The organism is Amycolatopsis sp. NPDC023774 (assembly GCF_040639695.1).
Lineage (GTDB): Bacteria > Actinomycetota > Actinomycetes > Mycobacteriales > Pseudonocardiaceae > Amycolatopsis.
Genome location: NZ_JBFAAJ010000002.1, coordinates 467537 through 487533, shown reverse-complemented (window position 1 = coordinate 487533; position 19997 = coordinate 467537). Strand labels below are relative to the sequence as shown.

General features: G+C 70.8%; 20 protein-coding genes and 1 pseudogene. 14 read left to right on the top strand and 7 right to left on the bottom strand.

Annotated features, from left to right (window positions below; translation table 11 throughout):
* Positions 1-79 precede the first annotated feature (79 nt).
* Both AB0F91_RS08400 and AB0F91_RS08395 read left to right on the top strand, forming a co-directional pair.
* A complete protein-coding gene (locus tag AB0F91_RS08400; protein WP_360595924.1) occupies positions 80-1012 on the top strand; it encodes a shikimate dehydrogenase in 933 nt (310 codons plus the stop codon).
* Positions 999-2834: a TIM barrel protein gene (locus tag AB0F91_RS08395; RefSeq protein WP_360595922.1), complete on the top strand. Its 1836-nt coding sequence runs from the start codon at positions 999-1001 to the stop codon at positions 2832-2834. Before AB0F91_RS08400 ends, AB0F91_RS08395 begins: the two co-directional genes overlap by 14 nt.
* A gap of 6 nt (positions 2835-2840) precedes the next feature.
* Here the strand turns inward: AB0F91_RS08395 and AB0F91_RS08390 are convergent, their stop codons facing one another.
* The gene (locus AB0F91_RS08390; RefSeq protein ID WP_360595920.1) at positions 2841-4013 is read right to left on the bottom strand and encodes a citrate/2-methylcitrate synthase; all 1173 of its coding nucleotides are present in this window, start codon (positions 4011-4013) and stop codon (positions 2841-2843) included.
* Between the two features lie 180 nt (positions 4014-4193).
* Between AB0F91_RS08390 and AB0F91_RS08385 the strand changes: the two genes are divergently transcribed.
* The 7 genes and pseudogenes from AB0F91_RS08385 to AB0F91_RS08355 all read left to right on the top strand — a co-directional run bounded on the left by AB0F91_RS08385 (position 4194) and on the right by AB0F91_RS08355 (position 10125).
* Complete coding sequence (locus AB0F91_RS08385; RefSeq protein ID WP_360595919.1) at positions 4194-5264, top strand: isocitrate/isopropylmalate family dehydrogenase; 1071 nt, start codon at positions 4194-4196, stop codon at positions 5262-5264.
* 175 nt (positions 5265-5439) lie between these two features.
* Entirely contained in the window at positions 5440-6618 is a 1179-nt protein-coding gene (locus AB0F91_RS08380) for an MFS transporter (protein ID WP_360595917.1), read from the top strand.
* Positions 6615-7067, top strand: a pseudogene (locus AB0F91_RS08375) (MBL fold metallo-hydrolase); the annotation flags it as partial. The gene AB0F91_RS08380 and the pseudogene AB0F91_RS08375, both read left to right, overlap by 4 nt.
* Before the next feature lie 98 nt (positions 7068-7165).
* Positions 7166-7357, top strand: a complete 192-nt coding sequence (locus tag AB0F91_RS08370; RefSeq protein WP_360595915.1) for a hypothetical protein — start codon at positions 7166-7168, stop codon at positions 7355-7357.
* Entirely contained in the window at positions 7354-8391 is a 1038-nt protein-coding gene (locus AB0F91_RS08365) for an Ldh family oxidoreductase (RefSeq protein WP_360595914.1), read from the top strand. Before AB0F91_RS08370 ends, AB0F91_RS08365 begins: the two co-directional genes overlap by 4 nt.
* Before the next feature lie 5 nt (positions 8392-8396).
* Positions 8397-9230 (top strand): amidohydrolase family protein, encoded by an 834-nt coding sequence (locus AB0F91_RS08360; protein ID WP_360595912.1) that lies wholly within the window; start codon positions 8397-8399, stop codon positions 9228-9230.
* A 94-nt stretch (positions 9231-9324) separates the two neighbouring features.
* Positions 9325-10125 (top strand): thioesterase family protein, encoded by an 801-nt coding sequence (locus tag AB0F91_RS08355; RefSeq protein WP_360595910.1) that lies wholly within the window; start codon positions 9325-9327, stop codon positions 10123-10125.
* Positions 10126-10371: 246 nt separating this feature from the next.
* Here the strand turns inward: AB0F91_RS08355 and AB0F91_RS08350 are convergent, their stop codons facing one another.
* From AB0F91_RS08350 to AB0F91_RS08340, 3 genes are read right to left on the bottom strand one after another with little or no spacing between them, the layout of a single operon-like run.
* Positions 10372-11559 (bottom strand): NAD(P)/FAD-dependent oxidoreductase, encoded by a 1188-nt coding sequence (locus tag AB0F91_RS08350; protein WP_360595908.1) that lies wholly within the window; start codon positions 11557-11559, stop codon positions 10372-10374.
* Between the two features lie 17 nt (positions 11560-11576).
* Positions 11577-12512 (bottom strand): alpha/beta fold hydrolase, encoded by a 936-nt coding sequence (locus tag AB0F91_RS08345; RefSeq protein WP_360595906.1) that lies wholly within the window; start codon positions 12510-12512, stop codon positions 11577-11579.
* A gap of 14 nt (positions 12513-12526) precedes the next feature.
* The gene (locus AB0F91_RS08340; protein ID WP_360595904.1) at positions 12527-13489 is read right to left on the bottom strand and encodes an ABC transporter substrate-binding protein; all 963 of its coding nucleotides are present in this window, start codon (positions 13487-13489) and stop codon (positions 12527-12529) included.
* 233 nt (positions 13490-13722) lie between these two features.
* On the opposite strand from AB0F91_RS08340, the gene AB0F91_RS08335 reads away from it, so the two are divergent.
* Genes AB0F91_RS08335 through AB0F91_RS08325 form a run of 3 tightly spaced genes read left to right on the top strand, consistent with a single transcriptional unit; the run spans position 13723 to position 16059 of the window.
* A complete protein-coding gene (locus tag AB0F91_RS08335; RefSeq protein WP_360595902.1) occupies positions 13723-14541 on the top strand; it encodes an ABC transporter ATP-binding protein in 819 nt (272 codons plus the stop codon).
* Positions 14538-15305 (top strand): ABC transporter permease subunit, encoded by a 768-nt coding sequence (locus AB0F91_RS08330; RefSeq protein WP_360595901.1) that lies wholly within the window; start codon positions 14538-14540, stop codon positions 15303-15305. The genes AB0F91_RS08335 and AB0F91_RS08330 overlap by 4 nt, the downstream gene beginning before the upstream one ends.
* The gene (locus AB0F91_RS08325; RefSeq protein ID WP_360595899.1) at positions 15295-16059 is read left to right on the top strand and encodes an ABC transporter permease subunit; all 765 of its coding nucleotides are present in this window, start codon (positions 15295-15297) and stop codon (positions 16057-16059) included. Before AB0F91_RS08330 ends, AB0F91_RS08325 begins: the two co-directional genes overlap by 11 nt.
* Positions 16060-16137: 78 nt before the next feature.
* On the opposite strand, the gene AB0F91_RS08320 is transcribed toward AB0F91_RS08325, so the two are convergent.
* A complete protein-coding gene (locus AB0F91_RS08320; RefSeq protein WP_360595897.1) occupies positions 16138-16689 on the bottom strand; it encodes a MarR family transcriptional regulator in 552 nt (183 codons plus the stop codon).
* Between the two features lie 91 nt (positions 16690-16780).
* Entirely contained in the window at positions 16781-17329 is a 549-nt protein-coding gene (locus AB0F91_RS08315) for a MarR family transcriptional regulator (protein ID WP_360595896.1), read from the bottom strand.
* 121 nt (positions 17330-17450) lie between these two features.
* Between AB0F91_RS08315 and AB0F91_RS08310 the strand changes: the two genes are divergently transcribed.
* Positions 17451-18014 carry a flavin reductase family protein gene (locus AB0F91_RS08310; protein ID WP_360595894.1) on the top strand — a complete coding sequence of 188 codons (564 nt, stop codon included), beginning with the start codon at positions 17451-17453 and terminating at the stop codon, positions 18012-18014.
* The gene (locus AB0F91_RS08305) at positions 18011-19489 is read left to right on the top strand and encodes a 4-hydroxyphenylacetate 3-hydroxylase N-terminal domain-containing protein (protein ID WP_360595892.1); all 1479 of its coding nucleotides are present in this window, start codon (positions 18011-18013) and stop codon (positions 19487-19489) included. Before AB0F91_RS08310 ends, AB0F91_RS08305 begins: the two co-directional genes overlap by 4 nt.
* Positions 19490-19636: 147 nt before the next feature.
* On the opposite strand, the gene AB0F91_RS08300 is transcribed toward AB0F91_RS08305, so the two are convergent.
* Complete coding sequence (locus tag AB0F91_RS08300; RefSeq protein WP_220239106.1) at positions 19637-19984, bottom strand: cupin domain-containing protein; 348 nt, start codon at positions 19982-19984, stop codon at positions 19637-19639.
* Between the last annotated feature and the right edge of the window lie 13 nt (positions 19985-19997).

Here is a 19997-nt window from a genome sequence, read left to right as displayed (position 1 = left end):
CTCCGGACGGATCTGGTCCCACTCTAGGCCGCTCGGCCGTTGTCCCGCCCGGCACCACCGGCTCGTCGAAAGGAAACCTGTGTACCCAGCCACGGTCGTGGACGCGGTCCGCGAGCACGCCCGCCGCTCCGGCCCGGGCACCGTGCTCGCCGGGCTCGTCGGTTCGGGCATCGGCCCCTCGCTGAGCCCGCCGCTGCACGAGGCCGAGGCGCGCCGGCTCGGCGTGCGGCTCGCCTACGGCCGTTTCGACCTCGACGACTGGGGCCTGCCCGCGAGCGCCGCGGGCGAAGTGGTGGCAGCCGCGCGTGCCGCGGGCTACGCCGGGCTCAACGTGACGCACCCGTGCAAACAGGTGGTGCTGGATCACCTCGACGAGCTGTCGGCCGACGCCGCCGCGCTCGCCGCCGTGAACACCGTGGTGTTCCGCGAAGGCACTGCGGCCGGGCACAACACCGACTGGTCGGGGTTCGCCCGCGGCCTCGAAACGGGGCTGCCGGGCGTGCCGCTGGGTTCCGTCGTGCTGCTGGGCGCGGGCGGTGCCGGAGCGGCCGTCGCCCATGGCCTGCTGACGCTCGGCGCGGGCCTGGTTCGGGTGCTCGACCTTGACACCGCGCGGGCCGAGGCGCTCGCCGCGGCACTGCGGGCCCGGTTCGGCGCGGAGCGCGCTTCGGCCGGCGGCTCGGTGGCGTCGGCGCTGGCCACCGCCGACGGTCTGGTCCACGCCACCCCGGTCGGCATGGCCGCGCACCCGGGCCTGCCGTTGCCGGCCGAGCTGCTCGATCCGCGGCTGTGGGTCGCGGAGGTCGTGTACCGGCCGTTGGAGACGGAGCTCGTGCGCGTCGCGTCCGAACGCGGCTGCCGCGTGCTCGACGGCGGCCGGATGGCCGTGTTCCAGGCCGCCGACGCACTCGCGCTGTTCACCGGCGCCGAACCCGACGCCGCCCGCATGCGGCGGCACTTCGACCGGCTCGCCGCCCCAGGGGAAAGGGAACCCGCCGATGTCCTCGACTGAAACCCGCGCCCTCGAAAACCGACGCGCGATCGCCACCGTCTGCCTGTCCGGCACGCTCGAGGACAAGCTCACCGCCGCCGCGGCCGCCGGGTTCGACGGCGTGGAGATCTTCGAGAACGATCTCCTCGCCGCACCGTGGTCGCCGAAGCAGGTGCGCGAGCACTGCGCGGATCTCGGTCTGTCGGTGGACCTCTACCAGCCCTTCCGCGACTTCGAGGCCGTGGCGCCCGCCGTGCTCGCGGCGAACCTGCGCCGCGCGGAGCTCAAGTTCGACGTGATGGAGCAGCTCGGCGCGGACACGATGCTCGTGTGCTCCTCGGTGTCCCCGGACGCGGTCGACGACGACGATCTCGCCGCCGAGCAGCTCCACGTGCTGGCCGAACGCGCCGCCGCTCGCGGGCTGCGGATCGCGTACGAAGCCCTGGCGTGGGGCCGGTTCGTGAACACCTACGAGCACTCGTGGCGGATCGTGCGCCGGGCCGCGCACCCCGCGCTCGGGCTGTGCCTCGACAGTTTCCACATCCTGTCCAGGGGCAGCGATCCCGCCGCGATCCGGACGATCCCGGGGGACAAGCTGTTCTTCCTCCAGCTGGCCGACGCGCCGCGGCTGGAGATGGACGTGCTGCAGTGGAGTCGCCACCACCGGCTCTTCCCGGGCCAAGGCGCGTTCGACCTCGCGGCCTTCACCGGCCACGTGCGTGCGGCCGGCTACGACGGACCGCTGTCGCTGGAGGTGTTCAACGACGTGTTCCGCCAGGCCGACCCCGGCCCGGCCGCCGTCGACGCCATGCGATCGCTGCTGGCACTGGAGGAGTCGCTCGGCGCGACGACGTTGCCGGCCGCCCCGGCGCTGAGCGGGCACGCGTTCACGGAGATCGCCACGGCCGGTGCCGAGGTCGGGCGAGCGTTGGCGACACTCGGTTTCGCGCACGTCGGGCAGCACCGGACCAAACCCGTCGCGCTGTGGCAGCAGGGCGAAGCGCGGATCCTCGTGAACTCCGCCGTGCCCGACGACGCGGGCGACACGAGTGCCTCCGTGGCCGCGCTGGCGGTGGAGAGCGCGGACCCGGTGGCCTCGGCAGACCGTGCGCAGCGGCTGCTCGCGCCGGTGCTGCCGCGCACGCACAGCGCGGGGGAGGCCGACCTGTCCGCGGTCGCCGCGCCCGACGGCACCTCGGTGTTCTTCTGCCGCACCGGTCCCGGCGACAGCTGGCTCGACGATTTCGCCGCGGTGGACGGAAAAGCCGTCGCTGCCGGCATCACGGGCGTCGACCACGTGTCCCTGACGCAGCCGTTCGACCACTTCGACGAGGCCGCGCTGTTCTACCGCGCGGTGCTCGGCCTCGAACCCGACCCGGTCACCGAGTTCGCCGCGCCGTTCGGTCTCGTGCGCAGCCGCACGGTCAGCGGCGGCACCGAGAGCGGCACCGTGCGCGTCGCCCTGGACTCCGCCCTGCTGCGCCGCGGCGACTGGGCCCCGGGCGTGCGCGAACCCCAGCACGTCGCCTTCACCACGGACGACGCGCTCGCCGCCGCCCGCGCGATGCGTGACCTCGGCGCCCCGCTCCTGCCGATCCCCGGCAACTACTACGACGACCTCGACGCGCGCCTCGCCCCGCCGCCGGACCTGCTCGACGCCCTGCGCGCCCACTCCATCCTCTACGACCGCGACGAACACGGCGTCCTGCTGCACTTCTTCACCGAAATCCTGGGCGGGCGGGTCTTCTTCGAGGTCCTGCAGCGCATCGACGGCTACGCGGGCTACGGCGCCGTCAACGCACCCGTCCGCATGGCCGCCCACCGCCGCGGCCGCCTCGGCTGAGTGTCCTCACTGGACGGTGTAGGTCTCCAGCGAGTGCGCGATCCACCCCGCCGTGCGGGCGATCACGAACACCGCCTCGCCGGCGCCCTCGGCCATTCCGTGCACGAAACACAGGGCGCCCAGCGCGAACTCGACGTTCGGCTCGAGATCGCGCCGGCGGCGGACGAGGTCGATGGCCGCCTCGACGATCGCGAGCCGTTCGGGGTCGGCGGGTGCTTCGGCGAGCAGGCGCAGCAGCTCCGCCGCGCGGGGATCGGCACTGCGGTAGCGCGGCTGCCCGAAACCCGACAGCCGGTCGCCGCGCAGCAGGCGTTGTTCGAGCACCCGCGAAACCGAGGCGGGCGAAGCAATGTCACCCAGCCACGCCTGCACCGCGAGTGACGAACCACCGCCCAGCAACAATCCACTCGCGACACTCATGCCCGCGAGCACGGCCGAGTACGGGTCCGCCGCCTTCGCCGCGGCCTCGCGCACCGCACGCGTCGACGGGCCGAGGCCGTGGTCGGCCAGCAGGACCAGGGCGGCCGAGAGCACCGCGAGCCGTTCCGGCGTAGCGGGTTCCGCGGTGAGCCGGCCCCACAGCCGCTCCGCGATGGGGCGGCCACGCTCGCACACCGCGCCCGGCTGGGGCAGCGACTCCACGAACGCGGGCGCCATCGTGCGCGCCGCCGAGAGCACCGACGGCACGGACAGGTCGTAGCGGAACGAGTCGCGCGCACCGAGCAGCGTCGCGGTGACCTTGAGCCGGTCGAGCGGCAGGCTCCCGGCCGGCATGGTGTCCTGCAGCCGGTGGATGGCCGAGACCAGCTCCGGTTCGAGGTCCCGCGCCGGCGCCACGTCGGGCTGCTCCCACAGCAGCTCGGCGACCTCCTCGTATGACGCCGTGCGCGCGAGCTCCACGGCGTCGCGCTCGCGGTAGAGCAGCGTGTCTCCGTCGAGGCGCGCGACCTGGCTGGTGTCGGCCGAGACCGCGGGTTCGTCGTCGTGCAGGAGCGTGCGCGTGCCCTTGCGCTGCCCGAAGCCCTCGACTTCGCTGCGCGAGAGCCAACTGCGCCGATCGCGGGGGAGCCGGTGGCGTTTCAGCAGGCCACGGCTGATGTAGGCGTACACCGTGCTCTGCTTGACCCCGAGCACGTCGGCTGCCTCGGCGATCGACAGCACCTCAGTGTCGGTGCTCACTGCAGCTGACCCCTCCTTCTGCGCGTACGTCCGTTCGCGGCGAGTCTAGTGACCACCAATGCTGGTCACGGAACAGAAACATCGGGTTGACAACGGATTCCGGCCAGGCCTACGGTCTCGTCGTTCTCGTCAATGTTGATACTCAATGTTGATTGAATTGATTTCCGAGGTGGAGCGCCAGTGCAGGTTCACGACATCGCCGTCATCCGAGGGGACGGAATCGGTCCCGAGCTGGTCGACGCCGCACTCACCGTGCTGGGCGCGGTCACGGCCAAGGGCGGCTTCGCGCTGCGCTACACCGACGTCGACGCCGGCGCCGACACCTACCGCCGCACCGGGGTGGCCTGCTCACCCGATGACCTCGAATACCTGCGCACCGCCGTCGCGGCCACGCTCAAGGGTCCGGTCGGGCTGCCCGACGTGCGGTTCCCGGACGGCACCGAGGCCGGCCTGCTCGGCGGCATCCTGCGGATCGGGCTCGACGCGTACGCCAACGTCCGCCCCGCGCTCCTGCTGCCCGGCGTCACCTCGGCGCTCGGCGGGGTGACGGCCGGCCGCATCGACTACGTCATCGTCCGTGAGAACACCGAAGGTCTCTACGCCTCGCGCGGCAAGGGCGTCGGCAACCGCTGGGCCGTGTCCGACACGCTCATGACCACCCGCGAGGGCACGTTGCGCATCTGCCGGCGCGCGTTCGAGCTCGCGGCCGCCCGCGGTGGCGCGCCCAGCGACGGCAAGCACCGCGTGACCTGCGTGGACAAGAGCAACGTGCTGCGCAGCCACGCGCTGTTCCGCGAGATCTTCTTCGAGGTCGCCGCCGACTTCCCGGCCGTCGAGACCGAGGTCCTCTACGCCGACGCCGCGGCCCAGGCCCTGGTGCTGCGCCCCGGCGACTTCGACGTGCTGGTGATGGAGAACTTCCTCGGCGACGTGCTCAGTGACCTCGGCGGCGCGACCGTCGGCGGCATCTCGCTGTGCGGCTCCGGCAACATCGGCGACGTCAGCGCGTACTTCGAGCCCATCCACGGCAGCGCGCCCTCGATCGCCGGCAAGGGGCTCGCGAACCCGATCGGACAGATCCTCGCGGCCGCGATGATGCTCGACCACCTGCACCACACCGCCGAGGGTGACCTCGTGCGCGCGGCCGTCGCCGGTGCGCTCGAGGCCGGTGACATCGGCATCCGGCCCGACGGCTCGGCGACGGGCGGCCCCGCGGCCGTCGCGGAAGCCGTCGCGGCGCGGCTCACCTGACTCCTTTCCCGATGAAGAGAACGGAAACACCCGTCATGAACACGGAGCTCGAGTTCACTGGCGCCCGCCGGCGCCGCATCATCATCGCGGCGTCGGCGGGCAACTTCGCCGAGTGGTACGACTGGGGCGTCTACGGCGTGGTCGCCACGATCATCGCCGCGGCAACGATCCGGCCGTGGCGCTGCTCAACACCTACGCCGTGTTCGCGCTCGGCTACATCGCCCGCCCCATCGGCGGCATCTTCTTCGGCTGGATCGGAGACAAGTACGGCCGCCGCCGCGCGCTGTCGATCTCGATCCTGTTCACGTGCTTCGGCACCGCCCTCATGGGGGTGCTGCCCACCTACGCGCAGATCGGCCTGCTGGCGCCGGTCCTGCTGCTCGTGTGCCGCCTCGCGCAGTCGATGGGCGCGGGCGGTGAGTACGCGAGCGCGATCAGCTTTGTGTTCGAGAACAGCCCGGCCGCGAGGCGCGCGCGCAACGTGAGCACGCTGATCGCCACCACGTTCATCGGGATCCTTTGTGGATCGCTGCTCGCGCGGGTGTTCTCGAGTGTGTTGACCAAGGACGAGTACCAGACGTTCGGCTGGCGCATCCTGTTCCTCGTCGGCCTGCTGCTGGCCGCGTTCGGCGTGTACCTGCGCTCGAAGGTCGAGGAGAGCCCGGAGTTCGAGCTGCTGGTCAAGGCGCGCGAGAAGGCGAAGGCCGCCGCCACCCCGCTGCGCGACGCCCTGCGCCTGCACTGGGTGCCGATCGTCGTCTTCATCGTCTGCACCGCGAGCTACGCGCTGCTGAGCACCACCATCACGTCGTTCCTCACCACGTTTCTCATCAACGTCGGCAAGCTCGACAGCACCGAGGCCTACAACGCGACGATTGTGAGCAACGTGCTCGTCATCGCCGGCACGCTCGTGATGGGGCCGGTGGCGGACAAGATCGGGCTGCGCAAGGCGTTGAGCCTCACCGGGCTCGTGGTCGCGATCCTCGCCGTGCCGTCGCTGGCCCTCGCCGCGGGTGGCGGGGTCGGCGCGTTCACCGGCGGCGCGCTCATCGGCGCCTGCAAGGGCCTGCTCGCGCTGCCGGCGCTGCTCGCGATCAGCCAGATCTTCCCGACGGCCGTGCGCGTCACCGCGGGTGCGCTCGCCTACAACGTGGCGCAGGCCGTGTTCGGCGGCACCGGCCCGATCATCGGCGTGTGGCTCAACGACGTGACCGGCGGCCCGTACGGCCTCGGCGTGTACCTGGCGGTGCTGGGCCTGGTCACGGCGGTCGTCTCGTTCTACGCCCGGCGGACCTTCGACCACGACGAGGCCGTGGTCCCCGCGTCCGACGTGGTCTCCCCGGAGGCGCGGTGAACATCCTTCCCCTGACCCAGGGTTATCCCGGCAAGAGCACACAGCACGGCGGGCTCGGCCGGAGCAGCGTCACTCTCGTGCGCCACGGCGAACGGCTGATCCTGGCCGACACGGGCTCGTTCGGAATGCGCTCTCTGCTCGCGCAGCGGCTGGCCGCCCACGGCGTGGAACCAGGTGAGGTCACCGACATCCTGCTCACGCACGCGCACTACGACCACGCGGCGAACTACCTGCGGTTCCCGTCGGCCACCGTGTGGGTGGGCGCGGCGGAGCTGGAGTGGGCGGCGGAGCGCGCGCCGGGGTTCGACCCGTTGCCCGAGCTGTACGCCGCCGACCTGGCCAGCAACCTGCGGACGCGGCGGGTGAGCGAAGACGGCGAGATCTTCCCCGGCGTCGAAGCGTTCGCCGCGGCCGGGCACACGCCGGGCTCGCTGGTGTTCCGGGTGGACGGTTCCGTGCTGTTCAGCGGCGACGCGGCGAAGAACCGCGCGGAGCTGCTGGGCGGCGAGGTCGACATGACGCTCGACCGCGACGCGAGCCCGCGTCCGTGCGCAAGATCCTCACCCTGTGGCGGGAACACCCGGACACGCTGCTCGTGCCGGGCCACGACGTGCCGATGCTGTGGCACGGCCGTCCTGTCTACACCGACACCCGGCGAGCCGGGATCCGTTCGTGGTTCGGCGAAGACCTCGCCGCGACCACCGAGTTCGACCTCACCGAAGGAGAAGACCACCGATGACCGGCGACACCCAGATCACCGCCGAGGACCTGCGCGGGCTGGCGGCCCGTGCGCTGGTGGGGAACGGGATGTCCGAAGCGGACTCCGCGCGCGTCGCCGACGTGCTGGTGCTCGCCGACCTCTTCGGCATCCGCACGCACGGCGTCGCGCGGATCCCGCAGTACCTCGACCGCGCGCGCCTCGGGGGCGTCGACCTCCACGCGAAGGTGGCAGTGGACCAGGTCGCGCCGGCGTTGTCGCGAGTGGACGGTGCCAACGGCATCGGCCCGCTGGTCGGCTCGCACGCGCTGGACGCGGCGATCGCGTCGGCCCGCGCGACCGGCCTGGGTGCGGCCTTCGTCCGCGGCAGCAACCACTTCGGTCCGGTGATGCCGTACCTGTTCCGCGCGGCGGAGCAGGGGTTCGCGGCGATCATCGCGAGCAACGCGACCACCACCATCGCGCCGTGGGGCGGCCGCGAGGCGCGGCTGGGCAACAACCCGCTCGGCATCGGCGTGCCCACGCCCGGCGGCGACCCGGTGCTGCTGGACATCGCGATGAGCGTGGCGGCGCGGGCGAAGATCCGCGCTGCCGCGGCGGCGGGGGAGTCCATTCCGGACACCTGGGCCACCGACCGCGACGGCAAGCCGACGACCGACCCCGAGGCGGCGTTGGCCGGGTTCCTGCAGCCGCTGGGCGGGCACAAGGGTTACGGCCTGTCGGTAATGGTCGACCTGTTCGCCGGCGTGCTCTCGGGCGCCGGCTACCTCACGCGCATCAGCTCGTGGAGCGTCGATCCGGAGCGGCCGCAGAACCTGGGCCACGTGTTCTTCCTGATCGACACGGCGAAGCTCGTGCCCGGCCCCGAACTGGTTTCCCGGATGGACGACTTCGCTTCCATCCTGCACACGACGCCGCCCGCGGACCCCGCGCAGCCGGTGCGGCTGCCCGGTGAGTTCGAGCTCGCGCGCTACCACCGGCAGCTGCGCGACGGCGTGTCCGTGGACGGCGGCGTGCTGGCCCGGCTGTCCGAGTTCGCGGGCGCCGTGCGGTGACGGTGGTGCCCTCCGGTTCGTGCGACTGTCACGTGCACGTCTTCGACCCGCGGTTCCCGTACTCCGCGGACCGGGCCTATACGCCCGGCCCGGCCGGCGGCGAGCAGCTGGACGAGCTGCACTGGCGGCTCGGCGTGAGCCGGGCGGTGCTCGTGCAGCCGAGCCCGTACGGCACGGACAACTCGTGCCTGCTCGCGCAGCTGCGCGTCCGGGGTGACCGGGCGCGGGGTGTCGTGGTGTTCGACCCCGCTGCTTCGGCGCCGCTGGGAGAGTGGCATGCGCTGGGGGTGCGCGGGGCGCGGGTGAACCTGGCGACGTTCGCGGTCGACGACCCGGCCGTGGCCCTGGCGCCGCTGCGCGCGACCGCGGCGGCCATCGCGGACCTCGGCTGGCACCTGCAGGTGTTCACGGAGCTGTCCGTGGTCGCGGCGCTGGCCGACGACCTCGCGCGCCTGCCGGTGCCGGTCGTCCTCGACCACTTCGCGCTCGCTTCTCCCGACCTCGGCCGGCCCGGGTTGCCCGAGCTGACCGACCTCCTGCGATCCGGTGCGGCGTACGTGAAGCTCTCTGCGCCGCGCCGGATTTCCACTGCTGTCGACCACGCCGACGTCGGGCCGCTCGTGGAGGCTTTGGCCGCCGCCGCTCCGGACCGGTTGTTGTGGGGCACCGACTGGCCCCACACCGGTGGCCGGCCACGCACTCCGGGCAACCGCCTGAGCGTCGAGCCGTTCGAGCCGATCGACGACGCGCGGGCGCTGGCCCGGCTGCTCGACTGGACCGGCCCGGACGTGGGCCGGCGGATCCTGGTCGACAACCCGGCCGGGTTGTACGGGTTCTGACGAGGGTGGTCTCCGTCTCACTCGACGGGCGCGCAGGGACCGGGCGAGCTAAGTTGCGCGGAACAACCCTCTGCCCGGCGAGGAGGCGGTCCCGGTGAGCACGACGACCTTCGCCGCGGTGTCCGCCGTCAAACGGCGGTCGCCCGGTGGTTTCGACGCGGACATCAGCCCGCAGTGGACCATCGGCGGCAAGCCCAACGGCGGCTACCTGCTCGCGTTGATCGCGCGCGCCGCCGTCACCGAGCGCGAGCACTCCGACGTGCTCGCCGCCAGCGCCCACTACCTGCGCTCACCCGACCCGGGCCCGGCCGAGGTCGAGATCGAGACGCTGCGCACCGGCCGCGGTTCGAGCCAGGTGCGCGGGCGCCTCGTCCAGAACGGCAAGACCGCCGTCGAGGCCCTGCTGACCGTCGGCACGCTCACCGAAGGGGAGGTGTACTGGCAGGACGGCCTGCCGGACCCGCGCCCGGACGTCGAGTCCCCGTTCCGCGTCCCGGGCACCACGCCGCTCGGCCTGCCGGTGGCCATCATGGACGAGGTCGAGGTGCGCCTCGACCCCGCCGGCGCCCGGGTCTTCACCGAAGGCCCCTCCGGCCGCGGCGAGCTCCTGGGCCGCCTCGCCCTGCCCGGCGGCGAACCCTTCGACCCGGTCAGCCTCCTGTTCGCGGTCGACGCTTTCCCGCCGGCGACGTTCGACGTCTCCGCGAGCGGCTGGGTACCCACGCTCGAGCTCACGGCCTACGTCCGCGCCCGCCCGGCCCCCGGCCCGCTCCGCGTGCTCCACCGCGCCCACCTCATCACCGACGGCCGCGTCGACGAGTCCTGCCACGTCTGGGACAGCACCGGCAAGCTGGTCGCCCAGGGCACCCAGCTCGCCGGCATCCGCCTCGGCTGACACTCCCGTTTCGCCACGCTCGGACGGTTGGCCGCCGCGGCAAGGTGATGAGCGCGCCCGTTCTTGGGCGGTTGGGGATGGTCGCCCGGCTACCGCAGGAAAACCCGCCTACTCGAACGGTCACCGCGATGAGGAACTCGGGCCGGTCGCGTGACAAGCTCCCCGGCGACGTCTTCGAATACGGCTACGGCGACGAAAGCGCGTAAGCACCTTCGTCGCCGCAGTCAACGAGCCCGCCGTCGAGACTCAGCCGAGGGACTCGGCCCGCGCGACACTGTTGAGCAGGGACGAGTTCATCAGGAACTTCAGCTCCAGCACCGGGTCGTCGCCGAGAGCCGCGAGTTCCGCCAGGCGTTCCTTCCGCCGCACCGGGTCCTTCTCCTCCAGGCGGCGCTTGTTCGTCACGGTCTGCTGCTGCACGAATTCGATGTTCACCGTGCGGCGGCGCAGGTCGTAGCGGTCGAGCACCTTCTCGTCGGCCGAGGAGGCGAAGGTGTGCAGCGAGGCGGCCAGCTCGACAGCGTCGTGGATGCCGCAGTTGAGGCCGAGGCCGCCGATGGGGTTGTTGACGTGGGCGGCGTCGCCGGCGAGGAAGACGCGACCGGAGCGGAAGCTGGCCGCCACGCGCTGGTGGACATTGTACAGCTTGCGGTGCACGAGCTGATCCGCGGGGTTCGCCGAGAGCGCCAGGCCCGAAAGCCGGGCGCGGGCGCCCTCGTCACCGACGGCTTCCTCGTCGGTTTCGCCCACGGTGGTGGGGAAGACGGCGCGCCAGCGGCCCTTGCCGTCGTCGCCCGCCACCTTGAAGAGGTTGACCCACTCGCGCGGGTCGGCCCAGTAGTTGCGGTAACTGCAGTCCAGTTCGGACTGGAAGTCGAACAGTGTGGTGAGCACCAGGAACCGCTCGGGCCACGTGTAGCCCTCGAACTCGATCCCGAGCGCCTTGCGCACGGTGCTGCGCCCGCCGTCGGCGCCGATCACGTAGTCGGCGGTCACCGGGCCCTCGGACGTGTGCACGGTGGCGGAGTCCGCGTCCTGCGTCACGCCCGTCACCGCGGCGCCGAACCGGACGTCCACTCCGGACAGCCGCTCCAGCACCATGTTCACGATCTTGTGCTGCTCGATCTGGACCACGAACGGATACGGTGTCACGTCGCGCAGCACGTCGTGGTCGAGCCGCGCGATGAGCGAGCGCTCCGGCCGGTCCCAGAAGTCGAAGTACCGCGCGACGAGCCCGCGGGCGACCACGTCGTCCATCAGGCCCAGCTCACCGAGCATCGCCAAGGTGGAGGGGTGCACTGTCGCGGCTCGTGGGGCGTCCTCGACGGCCTGCTCCGCTTCCAGCAGCGTCACGTCGAACCCCCGCCGGGCGGCCGCGAGCGCGAACACCGCGCCCACCGGACCCGCACCCACGACCACCACGCTCTGTCCCATGTCTTCGTCAGTTCCTTTCAGCCGAGTTTCGCGAGCCAGCCGGCGACGGTGTCCACGAGCGACTCGCCCGAGCCGTCGAAGCGGTGCCCCTCCGTGCCTTCCGGCGAGGGCAGCGACACCGACGTGACCGACGGCGAGATGCCCTGCTCCAGCGCCGCCTCCAGCCAACCGGGCTCGAAGTCGTGGATCACGGTGTCGTGCTGGTCGCGCACCATGAGAATCGGGTTCGGCACCCGGGCGATCCACTCGATGCTGCGCGCGCCCGCGGTGCCCGTGCGCCGGTAGGTGAGGAAGTGCTGCGCCGTCACCGGAACCGTGCGCCCGCCGAGCCACGACATCTGCGTGGACAGTGTGCGGCCGAAGTCGCCGGCCTGCGCGGCCGCCACGGCCTCCTCGGTCAGCGCGCGGTAAGTGGCCTCGTCGTTGATCAGCAAGTGGCGCGACTTCCACGGCAGGTCCGCGAACATCCCGGTCAGCGCGATGCCCGAGGTCTCCGGGTGCCAATGCGTGGCCGCGAAGTACGAGACCTGCGACGTGCCCAGGCTGTGCCCGTGCAGCACGATCTTCGAGTAGCCCAGCGACCGCGCCGTCCAGTACGCGGCCTCGATGTCACGCACGGTGGCGTAGAAGTTGTCGGTGTTCACGGCGTCGCCCGACTGGCGGGTGTTGATCGCGAGCACCGGCACGCCGCGGCCGCTCAGTCCGAGGGCGAGCGTGCGCACCGGCAGGCTGCCGATGCTGCCGCCGCTGCCGTGCACGCTCAGCACGAGCGGCGCGTCGGGCAGCGGCTCGGCCGGCACCAGGTGCGCGGCCGGCCCGCAGCGCCCGTCGAGCGAGGTGATCTCGTAGTACCGCAACGACACGCCCTCGGGCGCGTGGAAGTCGAGCAGGGACTCCGGCGTTTCCGCGGGGCGGTAGGTGACCGCCGCCGCCGTTTTGTCCTCAGTGGACACTTGTCGTGCTCCCGTCACTTCGAACCGGTGTAGACGAGCTTGCTGTAGTCGACCGTGCCGCCGAAGCCGCCGAACTGCTTCATGGCGTCGCCCCAGATCTTCAGGTCGTCCTGCGAGACCTCGGTGGTGAACTCGCCGAGCGGTGACTTCTTGGCCTGCTCGGGCGTGACCTTGGTGTAGGCGGCCAAAGCGGTGTAGGCCTTGTCGTTGTTGGCCTTGATCCACTGCGCCGCGTCCTGCAGCGCCGCCTTGAACCCGTCGGCGAGTTGGGGGTTCGCCGCGGTCCAGTCCTTCGACGCGATCCAGTACGTGCCGCCGAGGTAGTTCGGGCTCAGCGCCCGCTCCGGGTCGCCGAGGCTGCGCATCCCGGCCTGCTTGCCGACCGTGATGAACGGGTTGATCACCTCGACGGCGTCGACCTGGCCGGCCTTCAGCTCGTCGATCATGTTCGGCGTCGGCACCTGCACGAACTGCTCGCCCGCGGGGTCCACGCCGTTCTTCGACAGCCACGCTTTCGTGGCGATGTTGATGTTGCCGGTGAGTGTGGGCGAGCCGATGCGCTTGCCTCGCAACTGTTTCACGTCTGTGATGTCCGGGCGCACGAAGATCTGCACACTCTGGTCCTCGGGCGAGTCGCCGTTGTTGCCCGACACGGCCACGAGCGGCACGCCGGACGAAGACGCGCGCAGCATGATCGGCGCGACGCTGAACCCGAGGTCGTACTGCTTGCCCAGCAGTGAGGGCACCAGCGTGATGTCGTTGAGCGTCGTGGTCGAAACGCCCTTCACGCCGTGCTTGGCGAAAAATCCCTGTTGCTCGGCCACGAGTACCGCGAGCGAGTCGTTGGTGTTGTTCAGGGCGACGCGGATCTTGCCGTCGGCCGACGACGTGGACCCGCCGGAACCGCCGCAGGCGGACACAGCGAGCGCGGCTGCCAGGAGTGCGGTGGCCAGCGTGGTGATGCGGGTGCCCCTCATGACGCCTCCGTGGGAGTGGGGGGATGGGGATCGGGGAGATATTCACTATCCGAAGTAGTTGAGCAGAGACAGTAACTCAAGTTAGCTAATCTCTCAATGGTCCAGCTCAGAACGTTGGTAACGGCCTTGTTAAGGCTGGATCGCAGACCAAAAAGCACTACTCAAGTCATTGACGTGTGGAAGGTTAGGCGCCCATCATGGCCAACGCCAGCCCTGAAGGAGGTCCCGATCCCGTGACCGTAGAAGCCACCGCGCCGGCCACCGAGACGGCGGATGCGTTTTCCTGTTCGAAGCTCTTCGTCGAGTACCGCACGCGCAACAAGGTGCTGCGGGTGCTCGATGACGTCGGTTTTTCCTGTGCCCAAGGGGAGTTCCTCAGCATTCTCGGGCCGTCCGGCACCGGGAAGACGACCCTGCTGCGGATCCTCGCCGGGCTCCTCTCCCCGGGGGAGGGCTCGTCCGTGCGGTTCCGCGGGAAGGAGATCACCGGCCCGCCCGCCGGTGTCGGCATCGTCTTCCAGAACTACGCCGCGTCGCTGCTGCAGTGGCGCACGGTGGAGCGCAACGTCGCGCTGGGCCTGGAAGGCCGCACCAGCAAGGCCGAACGCGACGAACGCGTCCGCGAGGCGCTCGAGCTGGTCGGCCTCGCCGACCGCGGCAAGGATTACCCGTGGCAGCTCTCGGGTGGCATGCAGCAGCGCGTGCAGATCGCGCGCTCGCTCGTGATGCGCCCCGAGGTGCTCCTGATGGACGAGCCCTTCGGCGCGCTCGACGCGATGACCAAGGCGCAGCTTCAGGACGAGCTGCTCAAGGTCGCCGAGGTCACCGGCGCGACGGTCGTGTTCGTGACCCACGACATCGACGAGGCCGTGTACCTGTCCGACCGCGTGCTCGTGCTCGCCGGCCGCCCGGCCACGGTCGGGCGCGAGCTGCGCATCGACCTGCCGCGCCCGCGCGACCAGGTGGCCACGAAGGAGCTCCCGGCCTACCTCGCCGCTCGCCACCGCGTGTACGAGGCGCTGCGGGCGGAATCCGAGGCAGGGGCCGAATGAGGCGCTTGATCGGGTTCGCGGTGCCGGTGGCCGTGATCCTGCTGTGGCAGCTGGTGAAATCGATCGGGCTGCTGCCCTACGCCAACATCCCGGCCCCGTCGGACATCTGGTCGTCCACAGTGGACCTCGCTTCGTCCGGCGAGCTGCTCACGAACACCGCGCACACGCTGGAAGCCTGCCTCGGCGGCTGGGCGCTGGGTTCGGTGCTGGGTCTGCTGCTCGGGTTGCTGCTCGGGCTCGTCCGTCCCGCGTGGACCTACGGTATGGCCTCGGTGGAGGTGCTGCGCGCGCTGCCCGCGATCTCGTTCGTGCCGATCGTGGTGATCCTGCTGGCGCAGACCGTGGAGATGGAGATCGTGATCGCCGCGTGGGTCGCGATCTGGCCCGTGGCGATCAGCACGATCGACGGTGTGCGCGGCGTGAACCCGGTCCACCAGGACCTCGCGCGCAGCCTCGGTCTCTCGCCGGTGGCCAAGGTCGTGAAGTTCGCGCTGCCCACGGCGCTGCCGAAGATCGTGGTGGCGCTGCGGCTGAGCCTCTCGGCCGCGCTGGTGCTCGCCATCGTCGCCGAGATCGTGGGTGATCCCGAGGGCATCGGCTACGCGCTCGTGGAGCAGCAGCAGTCGTTGCGCCCGGCGGCGATGTTCTCCTACATCCTGCTCACCGGGGTGCTCGGCATCGTCCTCAACTTCATTCTCGTGTGGACACTCCGGTTCGTGCCGGGTGCCCGTCAAGCCGCCAGGGGAGCCGACGATGCCGCGTAGAACCCGCAAGTCCGGGGTCGCACCCCTGCGCGGCCTGCTGCCGCTGGCCCTGGTGCTCGTGCTGTGGCAGGTGATCGGCGACAGCTCGAGCACCTTCTTCCCGCCGCCGGCCGCCTGGTTCAGCCAGACGTGGGAGCTCACCTCCGGTGGCGCGCTGGTCGACGGACTGCTCGCCACGCTCGAGACGTTCGTGCTGTCGCTGCTGGCTGCCACCGTGCTCGGCGCGGTGCTCGGCCTGCTGATCGGCCACGTGCCGCTGGCGGAACGCCTGCTGGGCCCGATCCTGGAGTACTTCCGGTTCCTGCCGGGCGTCGCGCTCGTGCCGCTCGCCGTGCTGCTCGTGGGCTACACCGAGTCGATGAAGCTCTACGTTGTGGTCTTCGGTGCCCTGTGGCCCGTGCTGCTGCAGGTGCGCCAGTCGGCGAAGTCGGCCGACGTCGTGCTCTCCGACGTGGCTTCGACGTTGCGGCTCGGGAAGTTCGCGGCGTTCCGCAAGATCCACCTGCCAGCGATCGTGCCGGGGCTGCTGCTGGGCGTGAAGATCGCGGCGCCGCTGACCCTGGTGCTGGTGCTCGTGGTCGAGATCAGCACGCAGGTGTCCGGGCTGGGCAAGCTCATGGAAACCGCGCAGCAGAACTTCCAGTCGGCCCAGGTCTACGGGCTCGTGGTGGTGGTCGGGTTGGTGGCGCTCGTGATCAACATGCTCGTGTCGGGGATCGAAGGGTTCCTGCTGCGGTACCGCCCGCAGAACTGACGAAGACCAAGGGGCTCCGGTCCGGTGTGGACGCACCCGGGCCGGAGCCCCTTTCCCACGTTCGCGGTTCGGCCAGCCTCAGTGGTGGTGCGCGTGCGCGTGGTGCCCGGCCGCGGTGAGCAGCAGCGCCAGCCGGGGGTCGGAGTCCAGCCCCAGGTAGAAGGAGAACGTGGCCAGCGCGCCGAACTTGCCCTCGTCGGTGAGCTGGCGCTGGAAGTGGTTCACGTGGTGGTGCACCGCGTTGTCGATGGTGCGCAGCACCTCGATGCCGGCTTCCGACGCGTGCACGGCGATGACCCGGCGGTCGTCGGGGATGCGGGCGCGGTGCACGAGCCCCTTCTCCTCGAGCTGGCGGATCAGCCGCGACGCGAGCGCGGGTGCGATGTCGAGCCGCTCGGCGACCTTGTTCACCGGCAGCGGCCCCTCGGCGCCGAAGATCTGCAGCAGCGCCTGGTGCTGCAGCGGCTGCAGCCCACCCGCGATGGCTTGCTCGTCGAGCAGGCGCAGGATCTTGCGCAGCACGAACCGCGCGTGGGCGATCGCCTTGACATGGTTGGCGAAGTCGAGGTCGCTCGACGCGACCGCTCCCTTGCCCCACAGGGCGAGTAGCTGGGCGGTCTCGTCCTCCACCGTGTCCCTTCCGTGCCCGGTTGACCGATGCCGGCCGAAGACGTCATCGGTCAATATGACACCTTCAGGTCAATGACCTGAGGACACTATATCAGGGAAGGGCTGAGGAATCGGCGGCCGCGCGGATGGCTTCGGCGATAGCCGAGTCGGGGTCGAGGCCCACGTAGAACGCGAAGATCGACAGCGCCGACAGGCGTTCGTCCTCGGTCAGCTGGTGCTGCAGGAAGGCGACGCTGTGGTGCACCTCGTTGTCGATCTCGGCGAGCTTCTCCGCGCCGGCGGTGGTGGCGACGACGTTGGTCGCGCGGCGGTCGCTCTCCGAGGCCTCGCGCGTCACCAGGCCCAGTTCCTCCAGTCGGCGCACCATGCGCGAGGCGAACGCGGCGGCCACGTCGAGCCGGGCGGCCAGTGTGCTCACGGTGATGCCGCGGGCCTCGTTGGACCCGTACACCTGCAGGAGTGCCTGGTGCAGCAGGGGTTCCAGGCCGTGGGTCTTCGCCTGCTCGTCCACGATCCGCAGCACGCGGCGGGTCACGTAGCGCGCGTCGGCGATGTTCTTCACGTACGCCTGGAACTCGCGGCTGCGCTTGGCGTCGCCGATGTCGGCCCACTTCGTGTAGGCGCGCATTGCGTCGTTCATGGGGCTGGGTTTCCTCTCGGACGAGCGCGGCGGCGAGCGAACCCGGCGATCATACGTCGCACGGTTTTAGTTGACTAAAGTAAGGTATTCTTGTTAGCCTTCTGGCCCAGGAGGTCACCCCATGGCTCTGCACCCCGCGGACAGTGATCCCAGCGGATTCAAGGCGGCGCTCGGCTCTTTCGCGGCCAGCGTCAACGTCATCACCCTCTGGGACGCGGCCGGTCGCCCGCTCGGCATGACCGCCACCGCGTTCTCGTCGGTGTCGGTCGATCCGCTCATGATCCTGGTCTGTGTCAACCGTTCCACCCGCACGTACGACCGCATCGCCGAGACCCGCCGGTTCGGCGTCAACATCCTCGGCTCGCCCGCTCGCGAAATCTCGGACCACTGCGCCCGCCCGGGCGCGGACAAGGCCCTGCCCGAGGAATGGCTCACCCGCCGCGAAGGCTGGCACAGCCCGGCCCTCTCCGGCGCCCTCGCGTTCCTGGACTGCGAAATCAACCAGGACGTGCACGCGGGCACGCACGCCGTGCTCATCGCCACCGTAGGCGGCATCGGGCTCAGCTCGGCGCTGCCGCACCACGAACCGCTCCTGCACTTCCGGGGTAACTACCGGCAGTTGCAAGCAGGAGTCCACCACCCGCGGCCCCGGCCGCTACCGATCGCACTGGAGGAATCGGCGTGACGCGTTCCGGCAAGGACTACGTCGAAGGACTGCGCGACAACCGGCGGGTGTTCGTCGACGGCGAATACGTCTCCGACGTCGCCGCGCACCCCGCGTTCAAGGGGGCCGTCGAGTCCATCGCGCGCGTGTACGACTTCGCGCACGACCCGGCCAACGCCGCGGAGATGACGTTCCCGTCCCCGACCACCGGTGCGCCGGTGAACCTGTCCTACCTCATCCCGCGCGGCGAGGACGACCTGCGCCGCCGCCGCGTCGCGCTGCGCAAGACGGCCGAGGCGACGTTCGGCCTCATGGGCCGCGGGCCCGAGCACGTCGCGGGCTTCCTGGCCGGCTGGGCGGGCCGCGCCGACGTCTTCGCGGCGGGCGGGCAGCGTTTCGCCGACAACGTCACCAAGTTCTACGAATACGTGCGCGACAACGACCTCTACTGCTCGTACGCGATCGTGCCGCCGCAGATCGACCGCAGCAAGCCCGCGCACCAGCAGGCCGACCCGCACCTGTACGCGGGTGTCAAGGAGGAGCGCGAGGACGGCATCGTCATCGCCGGCGCGCAGATGCTCGGCACGGGCGCGGCGATTTCCGACTACCTCGTGCTCAGCTGCATCGTGCCGCTGCAGCCGGGTGACGAGGACCAGGCGATCTCCGTCGCCGTCCCGATCGGCGCCGAGGGCCTGAAGATCTACTCGCGGCGCAGTTACGCCGAAGCCGCCACGAGCGTGTACGACTACCCGCTCGCCACGCGCTTCGACGAGACCGACTCGCTCATCGTGTTCGACGACGTCTTCGTGCCGTGGGAGCACGTGTTCGTGTTCCGCGACCGCCAGATCACCAGCGACCAGTGGAGCCGCACGCCGGCCCACCTGCTGGGCAACAACCAGGCCCAGATCCGCTTCTCCGTGAAGCTGGACCTGCTGGCGGGCCTCGCGCTGCGCGTGGCGCGCATGAACGGCTCGGACAAGTTCCCGCCGGTGCGCGGTGTGCTCGGCGAGCTGGCCGCCCACGCGGCGATGGTGTCCGGCCTCGTCTACGCGCAGGAGCAGAACTGCGAACTCGACGAGAAGGGCGTGGCCTGGCCCGGGCGCGAGGAGTGCTACGCGACCATGACGCTGCAGTCGGACTTCTACCCGAAGCTGCTGCACCTGGTGCGTGACCTCGTCGGCGGCGGCGTGATCCAGCTGCCGTCGTCGGCCGCCGACTTCGGGAACCCCGAGGCGCGCGCCGACTTCGAGCGGTACGTGCAGTCGCCGGGTCACCCGACCGTGGAGCGCGTGAAGCTGCTCAAGCTCGTGTGGGACCTCGTCGGCTCGGAGTTCGCGAGCCGCCACCAGCAGTACGAGATGTTCTACGCCGGCGCGCCCTTCCTCGTGAAGTCGCGCATGAGCCAGATCTACGACTTCGCCCGCGCGGAGGCCCTCGTGGACGGCGCGCTGGCCGGCTACGACCTCGGTGGCCGCACGGAGACCGTGCAGGCGTAAGCGAGGCAGACAGACCGCGGGGCGCCCGGCGAACGTCGGGCGCCCCGTTTCCACGCCAATACAAAGATGGTGCTCGCTGCGCCGTGAAGACGAGAAAGGGCGCCCGGCCGAGGCCGGGCGCCCTTTCTCGTGTCCGCTGTGGACGGTTCAGCTCGCGCGGTAGCGCACCTCGAACGTCAGACAGCCTTCCTCGCTCGTCCATGGGCCGTGCTCCATGCCCGGCGGGCGGCAGGCGTAGTCGCCGGCCGAGAAGGTTTTACCGAGGCGCGTGTCGTGGAACGAGCCTTCGAGGATGTAGACCTCTTCCCAGAAGTCGTGCACCTGCACGCCGTTCGGGGTGGTGTCCGTGCCGGGCTCGAAGCGCAGGATGCGCGTCGCGACGCCGCTGTCGCCGTCCGCGGCGAGGATGCGTTCGGTCAGCTGCGGCACGACGCCCGCGCAGGGCGTGAACTCCACCGTCTTGGCGGGGAAGAACTCGTGTTCCGGTTTGGCCATGGGGGTTTTCTCT